Origin of the sequence: Streptomyces sp. NBC_01431, from assembly GCF_036231355.1 — a bacterium.
Taxonomy (GTDB): Bacteria; Actinomycetota; Actinomycetes; order Streptomycetales; family Streptomycetaceae; genus Streptomyces.
The window spans coordinates 6118153-6129884 of record NZ_CP109496.1; the positions used below are offsets into that span (position 1 = coordinate 6118153).

The window sequence follows — 11732 nt, forward strand, 5'->3', positions numbered from 1 at the left end:
CCGGTCCCGTATGCATCGGGCCTGGAGGCATCCGGCCGGTGTGTCACTCGCGTACTACCACCCGCGCCTCGTAGGCACCCGGCCGGCGCGTGTCAGGCGTGTACGTATAGGTCCCACAGGCACCAGCCCCGTAGGCGCCCGGTCGATGAGTGCCAGCGGCGTACGTACAGGTCCTACCCGCGCCGGCCCCGTAGGTATCCGGCCCGCCCGCCTCAGTCCCGTACGCACACGAAGATCGCGGTTCCCGGGATCAGATTGCCCCGCAGCGGGGACCAGCCGCCCCACTCCTGGGTGTTCCAGGCCGGCCACTCCGGCTCGACGAGGTCCTCCAGGCGGAAGCCGCCCGCGACCACGTCCCGGACCCGGTCGCCCAGCGTGCGGTGGTGCTCCACGTAGACCGCCTCGCCGCTCTCGTCCTGCTCGACGTACGGCGTGCGGTCGAAATAGGAGGCGGCGACGGACAGGCCCTCGGGCCCCGGCTCGTCGGGGAACGCCCAGCGGATGGGGTGGGTGACCGAGAAGACCCAGCGGCCGCCGGGACGCAGTACCCGCCGCACCTCGCGGAAGACCTTCACCGGATCGGCCACGAAGGGGACCGCGCCGTACGCCGAGCACGCCAGGTCGAAACTGCCGTCCGCGAAGGGGAGCGCGCCCGCGTCCGCCTCGACCAGGGCGAATGTGCCTCCGTCGATGCGCAGGGCGTGCTGGAGCTGCCGGTGTGAGAGGTCCAGGGCCACCGGGCGGGCGCCCTGGGCGGCCAGCCAGCGGGAACACTGGGCGGCTCCGGCGCCGATCTCCAGGACGTCGAGTCCCTTCAGTGACCCGGCCGGGCCCAGCAGACGGGCATCCGACTCGTCCAGGCCCTCGGGCCCCCAGACGAAGCGGTCGTCGCCGAGGAACGCTCCGTGATCGGTCTGGTACTCGTCGGCGTTGCGGTCCCACCAGCCCCGGCTGGCCCGGCTGCTCTCCGTGTCCCCGGCGGCACGCCGAGTCGCCTCCGGCTCGGATTCGGGGCCGTTCTCGGACTCGTACGCTTGGATCTCTTGGCTCATCGTGTCCGTCGTTGTAGTTTGCGCGGAACGCGACCTCGTGTTCCGGAGAGGTCTGCGGGGCCCATCGTGGCCTCGGGGAACCTTAGTTGTGCCGGGAATGCGGGGATCCGCCCCGGGTGTGCGCCTTCGCGCATTGACCCTGTCCGGCTGCCCCCGTATGCTACAAGTTGCGCTGCGAGCCTGCGCACCTCAGACCTAGCAGGCGCGCTTCCATCTGTTGTATGTCCCCTCGGTTCTCGAGGCGCCATCCGGACCGACCCGGATTGGTGCTTCCCAGGCTGTCCGGCTTCTGCAGAGGCGATACGGGCTCTCGGCGTGGCAGTACCTACGACTTTCTGTCCGTAACCGGAGCCCTTTCCCACATGACGAGCAGCACCGAGACCACCTCTACCACTCCGCAGGTAGCGGTCAACGACATCGGTAACGAGGAAGCCTTCCTCGCCGCGATCGACGAGACGATCAAGTACTTCAACGACGGCGACATCGTCGACGGCGTCATCGTGAAGGTCGACCGGGACGAGGTCCTGCTCGACATCGGTTACAAGACCGAAGGCGTGATCCCGAGCCGTGAGCTCTCGATCAAGCACGACGTCGACCCGAACGAGGTCGTCAAGGTCGGCGACGAGATCGAGGCCCTGGTTCTCCAGAAGGAGGACAAGGAAGGCCGTCTGATCCTGTCCAAGAAGCGCGCTCAGTACGAGCGTGCCTGGGGCACGATCGAGAAGATCAAGGAAGAAGACGGCATCGTCACCGGTACCGTCATCGAGGTCGTCAAGGGTGGTCTCATCCTCGACATCGGCCTCCGTGGCTTCCTGCCGGCCTCTCTCGTCGAGATGCGTCGTGTCCGCGACCTCCAGCCCTACGTGGGCAAGGAGCTCGAGGCGAAGATCATCGAGCTGGACAAGAACCGCAACAACGTGGTCCTGTCCCGCCGTGCCTGGCTCGAGCAGACCCAGTCCGAGGTTCGCCAGACGTTCCTCACCACCCTGCAGAAGGGTCAGGTCCGCTCCGGCGTCGTTTCCTCGATCGTCAACTTCGGTGCCTTCGTGGACCTGGGTGGCGTCGACGGTCTCGTCCACGTCTCCGAGCTGTCCTGGAAGCACATCGACCACCCCTCCGAGGTTGTCGAGGTCGGCCAGGAAGTCACCGTCGAGGTCCTCGACGTCGACATGGACCGCGAGCGTGTCTCCCTGTCGCTGAAGGCGACGCAGGAGGACCCGTGGCAGCAGTTCGCCCGTACGCACCAGATCGGGCAGGTTGTCCCCGGTAAGGTCACCAAGCTCGTTCCGTTCGGTGCGTTCGTGCGCGTCGACGAGGGCATCGAGGGCCTGGTCCACATCTCCGAGCTGGCCGAGCGTCACGTGGAGATCCCGGAGCAGGTCGTCCAGGTCAACGACGAGATCTTCGTCAAGGTCATCGACATCGACCTTGAGCGTCGCCGGATCTCGCTGTCCCTGAAGCAGGCCAACGAGTCCTTCGGTGCCGACCCGGCGTCGGTCGAGTTCGACCCGACCCTGTACGGCATGGCCGCGTCCTACGACGACCAGGGCAACTACATCTACCCCGAGGGCTTCGACCCCGAGACCAACGACTGGCTCGAGGGCTACGAGACCCAGCGCGAGGCGTGGGAGGGTCAGTACGCCGAGGCGCAGTCGCGCTTCGAGCAGCACCAGGCCCAGGTCATCAAGTCCCGCGAGGCCGACGAGGCCGCTGCTGCCGAGGGTGCTGCCGCCCCGGCCGGCGCCCCGGCGGGCGTCTCCGGCGGTTCGTACTCCTCGGAGTCGGACGACAACTCCGGCGCCCTGGCGTCGGACGAGGCGCTGGCTGCCCTGCGCGAGAAGCTGGCGGGCGGCCAGAGCTGACGCTCTGACCCCAGCTGGTAGATAGCTGAAAGTAAGGCCCGCTCCCTATAGGGAGCGGGCCTTACTTCATTCCCCCGGAGAGGGTCGGGCCGCCATTGCGCAGTGATGGGGCTGCCCGGAACGGCGGGGTGCGTGCGCCTGACAGCGCGGCCAACTCCCATTCCCCGCGCCGCGATTGGCGCGTAGCGAATCCGGACAGCCCTTCGTTCAAGAGGCGGTGAGGCGTCGCCCGGCCCGCGGTTCTCCACGCGTGGCGAGGCTTTTCGGGAAAGCGGCGATCACGGGAATGCCCGCGCCCCGCCGGTCGTTCTTCCTGGTGAACACGAGGAGGAGTGGTAATCGTGCTGGATCCGCAGGATTTGTACGAATGGGAGCCGAAGGGCCTCGCCGTCGTCGACATGGCGCTCGCGCAGGAGTCGGCAGGCCTGGTCATGCTCTACCACTTCGACGGTTACATAGACGCAGGTGAGACCGGCGAGCAGATCGTCGAGAAGCTGCTGGACACGCTGCCCCACCAGGTGGTGGCCCGCTTCGACCATGACCGCCTGGTCGACTACCGGGCCCGCCGTCCCCTGTTGACCTTCAAGCGGGACCGCTGGACGGACTTCGAGGTTCCGGCGCTGGAGGTCCGCTTGGTCCAGGACGCCACCGGCGCGCCCTTCCTGCTGATGTCCGGCCCCGAACCGGACGTCGAGTGGGAGCGCTTCGCGCTCGCCGTCCGCCAGATCGTCGAGCGACTCGGCGTGCGCCTCTCCGTCAACTTCCACGGCATCCCGATGGGCGTTCCGCACACCCGCCCCGTCGGCATCACGCCGCACGGCAACCGCACGGACCTGATGCCCGGCCACCGTTCGCCGTTCGACGAGGCACAGGTGCCCGGCAGCGCCGAGTCGCTGATCGAGTACCGCCTGATGGAGTCCGGGCACGACGTCCTGGGCGTCGCCGCGCACGTCCCGCACTACGTGGCGCGGTCGGCCTACCCGGATGCGGCACTGACCGCGCTCGAAGCGGTCACGGCGGCAACGGGCCTTGTCCTGCCGAGTGTTGCGCACGGCCTCCGTACGGAAGCGCAGCGCACGCAGACCGAGATCGAGCGTCAGATCGGCGAGGGCGACGAGGAGTTGGTCACCCTGGTCCAGGGGCTTGAGCACCAGTACGACGCGGTGGCGGGCGCCGAATCCCGCGGCAACCTGGTCGCCGAACCGGCGGACCTCCCGTCCGCGGAGGAGCTTGGCCGCGAGTTCGAACGTTTCCTCGCGGAGCGGGAGGGCGACGCGTAGGGCGGCCCGCCCTCGTCCTGGCCCGACGGGAGGCCGCGTATCCGCCTCCGCGCGGGCGGTGTTCGCACACAGGCTCTAGGCTTCGGCTCATGCTGAAGGTGGGCCTGACCGGCGGTATCGGCGCCGGCAAGAGCGAAGTTTCCCGGCTCTTCGTCTCGTACGGAGCCGTGCTGATCGACGCGGACAGGATCGCGAGGGAGGTCGTCGAGCCCGGAACTCCGGGCTTGGCGGCGGTGGTCGAGGCATTCGGCCCCGGCGTCCTGTCCGCGGACGGCACGCTGGACCGCCCCAAGCTGGGCGGCATCGTCTTCTCCGACCCCGACAAGCTCGCGACCCTGAACAAGATCGTGCACCCACTGGTGGGCGCGCGATCCGCGGCGCTGGAATCGGCCGCGGGCCCCGACTCGGTGGTCATCCACGATGTGCCCCTGCTGGCCGAGAACGGCCTGGCCCCGCTGTACGACCTGGTGGTGGTCGTGGACGCGGCCCCCGAAACCCAGCTCGACCGCCTCGTGCGCCTGCGCGGCATGACGGCGGACGAAGCCCGCGCCCGCATGGCCGCCCAGGCCGACCGCGCCCAGCGGCTGGCCGTGGCCGACATCGTGATCGACAACGACGGCCCTCTGGAGGCGCTGGAACCACAGGTGCGGAAGGTGTGGGAGAGGCTGGCGGAGCGGGCGGGGCGGTAGGGGCTTGTTACCGGCTGGCTTGCGCGGTGGGCTCGGACGGGGGCGAAAGCGGCTCGCTACCGGGGTGGCTTGTGCGGTGGGCTGAGGGCGGTGTTCTGAGGCGGGCAGCGAAACGGCGCGGGGGTAGCAGTGCGGGTGCCGGGACGTTGAATCCGGCACATGGCCGACCCATAGGCGGACACGGTCGCACGCCTCATGGGGGCGCGGACCCGGCTGTCAGGTGAACCGGCGCGTACGAGGACCGTACGGATCCGCCTTCGCGCGGGGTTTCCGCGGCTTGGGCCGCCGCCCCGGCCGAGGCGGGATTACGATCCGACTGTGCTCTTCATACTGGCGGCTTTCACAGTGCTCGGGGGCCTCGTGGCGGTGCTCGCCGGAGCGTACGGGCTGCGGGAGACCCGGCGCGTGGAGGCGGCGGGTGCGCTCGCCTGGGCGCTGGTGAAACCGGCACCGCAGGGCGCGGTGCGCCCCCTTCTGCAATACGAGACGGCTGATGGCAGGGTCCTCGAACTCCCTTCGCCGGTCCCGCCCTGCCGCCGTTCGCCGCTTCCGCCGGGTAGCAGCGTCCGGGTGTCCTACGACCCGGCGGACCCGCGCACCGTCGTCCTCCTCGGCCGGGAACGCACCGGTGTGGACCGGGCGTTCATGGTGTCGGGAGCCGTGATCGTGCTGCTGGGGCTGACGCTGGCGGCAGCCGCGCTCTGAGTACCTGCCTGCCGCTCGGGGCGCGATCACATTCGTATGCGTACGGAATACACCAGCTGGGCATGGCGTTGACAACCCGCAGCGAGGGAAGGACATGTACGTGGCGGAGAGCACTCCCGAGACGCACGTGATCGACTACCGCGCGGCCGAACAGCTCCTGGCCGCCCGGGACCCGCGTGGCGCCGTCAAACTCCTCGACTCGGTCATCGCGGCCCATCCCGAGAACACCGCGGCCCGCCTGTTGCGCGCCCGTGCCTTCTTCGCCTCGGCCCAACTCCGCTCCGCCGAGCTGGAGTTCCAGCTCGTCCTGGAACGCGAACCGGACAACGCCTTCGCCCACTTCGCGCTCGCCCGCACCTACGAACGCGAGTCCCGCCCCGCCCAGGCCAAACGCCATTTCCGCCTGGCGGCAGCGCTTGATCCCAAGCCGGAGTATCTGGCGGCGGCCCGGTTCGAGGAGGAGGGGGACTAGCGGCGGCGCCGGCCGGAAGCAGTGGGCTTCCTGCGCCGCAGGCGTCGGCGTTCGTGGTGGAAATAGGCGGCCGTGCCGACCAGGAAGAAGCCGCCCCGACTCTCGGTCCACCCGAGGTCGCGGACGAAGGCGATCACGATGAACGTGCACCAGAAGATGATCGCCATGGCCGTGAAGGTAAAGGCTGCCATTGACACGATCGAGTGATCCAGAGCAGACCAACGGGCTCGTCGACGCTCATTCTCCGGGGTGGTCAGGTAAGCGAGCACGCGGCCCGCAGGGTCGAGATCTTTGTTTCGCCCGGGCATCGTGCCCCTGATTCCCTCTCGGTGAGTGGTTCTCACTCTGTGTATCTGTCTGATGTCATGACGTTGTCAGCATGCCGCGGCATCGGCATCGAACCACCAACGGACGGAGCACCTTCTGATGGACCGCCTACGCGTCAGGACGACCGATCTCGACGGGTTCGCCGGGCTGGTGCGGAGAGCGGCCGACGACGCGACGGAGGCGACGGGGTATGTGGCGAAGTTCGGGACCATCCCGCAGGGTGAGCTGGGCCTGTTCACCCGTCTCCTCGATCTCCATGGCGATCTGCACCAAGACGTCAAAACCACCATGGAGCGCCTGCGGACCATTCTGGATGGCTCATCCCGGGAACTGTGCAACTCGGCTCGCTACTACCGCGAGACGGATCACGCCGTCGCGGCGTCGATGGACGCCCAGCACCCGGCGCCCCGCCGATGAGCCCGCAGGCGGCGACGCGGTTCGCGGATGTGGCGGAGCCCGTGTCCCATCTCCAACCCCCGTCGAAACCCGATGAGTTCAAGACGCCGTTGGACGCGTTCAACGAAGTGAGTGACCTGGTCAGCCCCACCGCCGGGCTCTCCAAGATCTTCGACTGGGCCTTCGGCGAAGACGTGAACCCGGTGGAACTGGTCAAGAAGTACTTCGCGGGCGACTGGGAAGCGTACGTGAAATGCGGCCAGGTATGGCGGAACCTGTCGGCCTTCTGCGAAGGCGTCTCCGAGAACATCAAGGCCGGCAACGAACTGCTCGACGGAACATGGGACGGCAACGCCGCGGACGCGGCCTTCGTCTACTTCGACACCTTGCGGCGCAACCTGCTTGACATCCAGGGCTCGTTGGCGGCAATGGGAGCGGAGTACGAGACCGCGGCCTACGGGGTGTGGTCCACGGCTGAGGTCCTCGGGCAGATCATCGCGCAGCTCTGCGATCAGGCGCTCCTCGCCCTGATCAAGCTGGCGGCCACCAGTGCGCTGGGGTGGACGGTCATCGGGGCGGTGGCCGGCCTTGCCGCGATCGCTCTGGAGATCGAGCAGATCGCCGACCTCTGGTCGCAGGCCACCGCCAAGATCAACGCTCTCCAGATGGCGATCGACGGCATCTACAGCCAGCTTGCGGCCCTCGGCGGAGAAGTCGCCGCCGGGCTCAACGGATTCCCGTTGCCACGCGCCAGTTACGACTTCCCCGACGCCTGACCGAACCGTACGACGGAGGACCGGATGTCCCACCCCGGGAACGAACGAGAACTCGCCCCCGAAGAGTTCGTCACCCCCTACCGGGGCCTCGCCCAGGCCCGGACCCTGCGTGACTCGCTGCGGACGCTGGCCGGAGGTGGAGCCGGGGCGGCGCTCCAGGAGATGGCGCGGGATGTGCTCGATGGGCGGATCGGGCTGCGGGAGGCGGTGCGAGCGCCCGCGTACGCCGACGCGCTGGGCGAGCGGGTGGCGGAGGCCCGGCGGGCATGGGAACGGATCCCGGCAGAGGAGCGGGAACGGCAGCTGGAGGCGGCTCGCGTCGCTCGGCGGGAGAGGTAGGGCTCACGGTCAGCACGCAGCGGGGCTGGGCACGCCCATGCGGAACCTCTGGCCGGCGGTGCTGGGCACGCCCCGTGCGGTGGCCTCCACGGCGCGGCGACGGCGCCCCGCGCGGAAGCCTCTGACCAGCGGTGCTGGGCACGTCCATGCGGAACCCTCAGCGGTGCTGCTGGAAGCCCGGATGCCCTCCCCGCCGCCCCATCGGCGGCGGGGGCCTGGGGTCACGGCCGCCGGGTGCTCGGGGGCTCGTAGGGAGGGATGTCGCGGCCCGGCTGATAGTGGGGGCCCTGGTGGATGTGGCGGATGATCATGATCAGGTCGACGATGATCACTACCGTCAGCACTGCACACGCCGCGGCCCAGCCCGGTCGGGCCTCCAGGGCGAAGCCCACCGTGCCCCCGAGGGCCCAGATCAACCCCCAGATGCTCAGCCACAGCCGCATCCGCAGGGGGCTGCGGGCGGTGATCGGTTCGTTACCGGTACGCAGCATGACGATCGCCTCTAAAGGGGGTGTACCCGCTGCCACGAGCGTGAAAGCCGCAGCGGGGAACGGATCTCCGGGCTCGGCCGCGGGCCACGCTCGTATTACGGCGGTGTCGCGGGGACGCGGTGACTAGGGTGGCGCGCATGCTGCCAGTCGACGACCTCCCCGCGACTCTGCTCGATCTCGCCGTCCCGCACGAGGACATCAACGAACTGACCGCCCTGGCCGCCCGGTTCGCCGCGGAGCCCGAACTCGGTGAGCTCCTGGAGCGGTCGGCGCACGTGCTTGTGCAGGACATCGGAACCATCGGCCATCACCCCCAACTGCCGGAACTTCCCGAGGGGTTGGGTGAGCTCGAGCGCTGGTTCCCGGTGTGCGTGGCCGTCGCGGCGCTGCCGGACATCAGGGCGTACCACCGTCGCCGGGGGATCCCCGAGGACATCGCTCGCCGCACGCTCGCCGACCTCGGCCGGCACATCGCGGTGCACCGCAGGCGGCGTGGAATCGGCGGGCTCACCGTGCCGGGGTGGATGCGGCTGCACTTCCGCGGGGAGATCTACCAGCTCGGCCGGCTCCAGTTCCAGCGCTCGCGGCTCGGGGAGCGCATGTGCCGGGCCGTGCGGGCCGCCGGTCTTGAAGCGGACCCCGGCGACACCTGCCTCGACCTCCACATCCCGGACTTCCAGGGTCCGTTGACGCCGAGCGCCTGCGCCGACGCCATCGCACAGGCCAGGGAGTTCTTCGCGCGCCACTACCCCGAAGAGCGGTACCAGGTGGGTGCCTGCCACTCCTGGCTGCTCGATCCGCAGTTGCGCGACCATCTCCCCGAGTACTCCAACATCCTGCGCTTCCAAGGTTTGTTCCGTACCGCCTACAAAGACGACGAACCGGCGGACCAGGATCCGGTCGGCTTCGTCTTCGGTGACCCGGAGCTCTCCGTGGCGCGGCTTCCCCAGCGCACCCGGGTTGAGCGGGCCGTCGCCCGGCATCTGCTCGGTGGCGGTCACTGGTACCGGGGCCACGGATGGTTCGAGTTCTAGCAGCGGGCCATGGACTTCGGCGCCGCGTTTGGTGTTGTTCAGTGCACGAAGGTGTAGCTGCGCCAGGGTGCGGTGTTCCGTGCCACGTTGTTGGCGAGCTGGCTGCCGATGTACGTCGTCGGCTCGCCGGTGCAGTTTCGGGCCGGGTACATGATCATGTCGACCAGAGTGTTGTTGTTGACGTACGTCGCGCCGGTCGGGGCGAGCCGGTGGCAGCCCCTCACGTTCGGGCTGACCACCATGACGACCTGCTGCGCCCCGGTCGTGTAGGAGACGACGCCGACTGCCGTACGGTCGAGCTCCGTGCAGGCCGCGGTGGCGAGGGTGAGGAGTACGGCTCCGGCGGCCATCGCCATGCGGCGGCGGCGCGGATCCGGGGCGGGGGACTGGGACGCGGGCACGGACATGAGTGGTCCTCGTCTGTACGGCATGACTGCGGCGGTCAGTGCCGCCAGCCTGCCCCGTGGCCGTGCTTCCGGCATCCGGTGTGCCGCGTTGCTAGCCCGGCCGGGCGACCGGACAGCCGCGACGACACCTACGCCCACACTCTGCCGTCTCGTGTGGCGCGTACACATCACCTTCCACGCCACCCGCTGCCCAGCGTCCAGGCGGTGGCCCACCCCGGTGCCCTGGGCGCCGTGCCCGGCTGGGACGGCACCCCGGCCCAGCCCATGCTCGGCCCAGACCCGGCACGCGCTGGGGCTTTACGCACGGGCCGGCGGCAGGGTACGAGAGATTGTGGTGCCCGCAGCCGGGCACGCGGTTCATGTCGAACGTCCCGAGGAGTTCGGCGCGGCACTGCTCGAAACCCCGTCGGAAGGCGCACGAACCTGATGGAACCCATCCGAACCACCCGCCAGGGTGCGGTGCGAGGCCGGCTCGTCACCGACGACGTGGCCGCCTTCCTCGGCATCCCGTTCGCCGCGCCCCCCTTCGGGGAGGCGCGCTTTCGCGCGCCGGCACCGGCCGCCTCCTGGGACGGCGTCCGCGACGCGCTCTCCTATGGAGCGAGCGCCCCCAGAGCGCCGTACCCGCCGCCCTTCGACACCCTCATCCCGGACGACGGCCCCCAGGGCGAGGACTGCCTCAACCTCAACGTCTGGACGCCGCACCCCACTCCCGGTGGCGGACTCCCCGTGATGGTGTGGATCCACGGCGGAGCCTTCGCGAATGGCTCGGGATCGGCGTCCGGATACGACGGAAGCACCTTCGCCCGCGACGGCGTGGTGTACGTGAGCATCAACTACCGGCTTGGCAGCGACGGCTTCCTGCGCCTGCCCGACCGGCCCGACAACCGCGGACTGCTCGACCAGATCGCCGCGCTGGAATGGGTTCGCGACAACATCGAGGCGTTCGGCGGCGACCCGGGTCAGGTGACCGTCTTCGGCGAGTCCGCGGGAGCCATGAGCATCGGCGCGCTCCTGTCGATGCCCCGCACGCGCGGACTGTTCCGGCGCGCGATCCTCCAGAGCGGCGCCGCCCACCACTTCCTGCGGCCCGCCTCGGCCGAGCTGATCACCGCCAGGCTCGCCGAGAAGCTCGGCATCGAGGCGACTGCCGAGGACTTCGCCGCCGTGCCCCTCGACGAGCTGCTGCCCGCGCAGGCCGACCTGAGGCGCGAGATCGGCGCCCGTCCGGATCCGGCGCTGTGGGGCGAGGCGGCGCTCAACATGATGCCGTTCGAACCCGTCCTCGATGAGCTGCCGCTTCCCGCGCCGGACTGCGGGGTCGAGATCCTGGCCGGGACCAACCGCGAGGAGTACCGCCTCTTCCTGGTGCCGACGGAACGCATCGACGTGCTGCCCCAGTCCAGGCTCCGGGTTGCTGCGACCGCGTACGGACTCGACCCGGACAAAGCCCTGCCGGTGTACGCGGAGCGGCGGCCGGACGCCGTACCCGGTGAGCTGTTCGACGCGGTCACGACCGACTGGTTCTACCGGATCCCGGCGATCCGCATCGCCGAGTCGGTGCCCGGTTCGTACCTGTACGAGTTCGCCAGGCGTTCCCCGGCCCACGGCGGCAGGCTCGGCGCCTGCCACGCCTCCGAGCTGGCGTTCGTCTTCGACCGGCTCGACGACCCGGAGTACGCCCCGATCCTCGGCGAGCGGCCCGAGCAGCCGCTCGCGGACGCCATGCACGGGGCTTGGGTGGCCTTCGCGAAGACGGGCGATCCGGGCTGGGCCGCATACGACCGCGAGACCCGGACGACCAAGGTCTTCGACGTCGCCCCGACCGTCGAGAACGACCTCCGCGCCGAGGAACGTGCCTTGTGGGAGGGGGTGCGCTGAGGTCGAGGGGTCGATTGTCAG

At 69.5% G+C, this 11732-nt stretch carries 14 protein-coding genes; 10 read left to right on the forward strand and 4 right to left on the reverse strand.

The genetic code is table 11. The annotated features are described in order from the left end of the window. Positions 1 to 212 precede the first annotated feature (212 nt). Positions 213 to 1052, reverse strand: coding sequence for a class I SAM-dependent methyltransferase (locus OG522_RS27890; protein ID WP_329465760.1), 840 nt, complete (start codon positions 1050 to 1052; stop codon positions 213 to 215). A gap of 362 nt (positions 1053 to 1414) precedes the next feature. On the opposite strand from OG522_RS27890, the gene rpsA reads away from it, so the two are divergent. The 5 genes from rpsA (at position 1415) to OG522_RS27915 (ending at position 6060) form a co-directional block, all read left to right on the forward strand. Next, positions 1415 to 2914 (forward strand): 30S ribosomal protein S1, encoded by a 1500-nt coding sequence (gene rpsA / locus OG522_RS27895; RefSeq protein ID WP_053729297.1) that lies wholly within the window; start codon positions 1415 to 1417, stop codon positions 2912 to 2914. 341 nt (positions 2915 to 3255) lie between these two features. Next, on the forward strand, positions 3256 to 4194 hold the full coding sequence (locus OG522_RS27900) for a PAC2 family protein (protein ID WP_329465761.1): 939 nt from the start codon (positions 3256 to 3258) through the stop codon (positions 4192 to 4194). A gap of 89 nt (positions 4195 to 4283) precedes the next feature. Next, on the forward strand, positions 4284 to 4883 hold the full coding sequence (gene coaE / locus OG522_RS27905) for a dephospho-CoA kinase (protein ID WP_329465762.1): 600 nt from the start codon (positions 4284 to 4286) through the stop codon (positions 4881 to 4883). Between the two features lie 318 nt (positions 4884 to 5201). Next, entirely contained in the window at positions 5202 to 5588 is a 387-nt protein-coding gene (locus OG522_RS27910; protein WP_329465763.1) for a DUF3592 domain-containing protein, read from the forward strand. A gap of 100 nt (positions 5589 to 5688) precedes the next feature. Beyond that, on the forward strand, positions 5689 to 6060 hold the full coding sequence (locus OG522_RS27915; protein ID WP_329465764.1) for a tetratricopeptide repeat protein: 372 nt from the start codon (positions 5689 to 5691) through the stop codon (positions 6058 to 6060). Here the strand turns inward: OG522_RS27915 and OG522_RS27920 are convergent. Next, positions 6057 to 6227, reverse strand: coding sequence for a hypothetical protein (locus tag OG522_RS27920; protein WP_329465765.1), 171 nt, complete (start codon positions 6225 to 6227; stop codon positions 6057 to 6059). The genes OG522_RS27915 and OG522_RS27920 overlap by 4 nt on opposite strands. A gap of 259 nt (positions 6228 to 6486) precedes the next feature. Between OG522_RS27920 and OG522_RS27925 the strand changes: the two genes are divergently transcribed. The 3 genes from OG522_RS27925 to OG522_RS27935 are packed head-to-tail and all read left to right on the forward strand — an operon-like array spanning position 6487 to position 7898. Beyond that, positions 6487 to 6804 (forward strand): type VII secretion target, encoded by a 318-nt coding sequence (locus OG522_RS27925; RefSeq protein WP_329465766.1) that lies wholly within the window; start codon positions 6487 to 6489, stop codon positions 6802 to 6804. A gap of 41 nt (positions 6805 to 6845) precedes the next feature. Next, a complete protein-coding gene (locus OG522_RS27930; protein WP_329465767.1) occupies positions 6846 to 7559 on the forward strand; it encodes a hypothetical protein in 714 nt (237 codons plus the stop codon). Positions 7560 to 7583: 24 nt separating this feature from the next. Then, positions 7584 to 7898, forward strand: coding sequence for a hypothetical protein (locus OG522_RS27935; RefSeq protein WP_329465769.1), 315 nt, complete (start codon positions 7584 to 7586; stop codon positions 7896 to 7898). Positions 7899 to 8119: 221 nt separating this feature from the next. Here the strand turns inward: OG522_RS27935 and OG522_RS27940 are convergent, their stop codons facing one another. Further along, complete coding sequence (locus OG522_RS27940; protein WP_329465770.1) at positions 8120 to 8389, reverse strand: DUF6343 family protein; 270 nt, start codon at positions 8387 to 8389, stop codon at positions 8120 to 8122. Positions 8390 to 8526: 137 nt separating this feature from the next. Between OG522_RS27940 and OG522_RS27945 the strand changes: the two genes are divergently transcribed. Further along, positions 8527 to 9423 (forward strand): acyltransferase domain-containing protein, encoded by an 897-nt coding sequence (locus OG522_RS27945; protein ID WP_329465771.1) that lies wholly within the window; start codon positions 8527 to 8529, stop codon positions 9421 to 9423. Between the two features lie 38 nt (positions 9424 to 9461). On the opposite strand, the gene OG522_RS27950 is transcribed toward OG522_RS27945, so the two are convergent. Further along, positions 9462 to 9830 carry a hypothetical protein gene (locus OG522_RS27950; protein WP_329465772.1) on the reverse strand — a complete coding sequence of 123 codons (369 nt, stop codon included), beginning with the start codon at positions 9828 to 9830 and terminating at the stop codon, positions 9462 to 9464. A gap of 426 nt (positions 9831 to 10256) precedes the next feature. Here OG522_RS27950 and OG522_RS27955 point away from each other — a divergent pair, with 426 nt between their 5' ends. Continuing rightward, positions 10257 to 11711 (forward strand): carboxylesterase/lipase family protein, encoded by a 1455-nt coding sequence (locus OG522_RS27955; RefSeq protein ID WP_329465773.1) that lies wholly within the window; start codon positions 10257 to 10259, stop codon positions 11709 to 11711. The last annotated feature ends 21 nt before the right edge of the window (positions 11712 to 11732 follow it).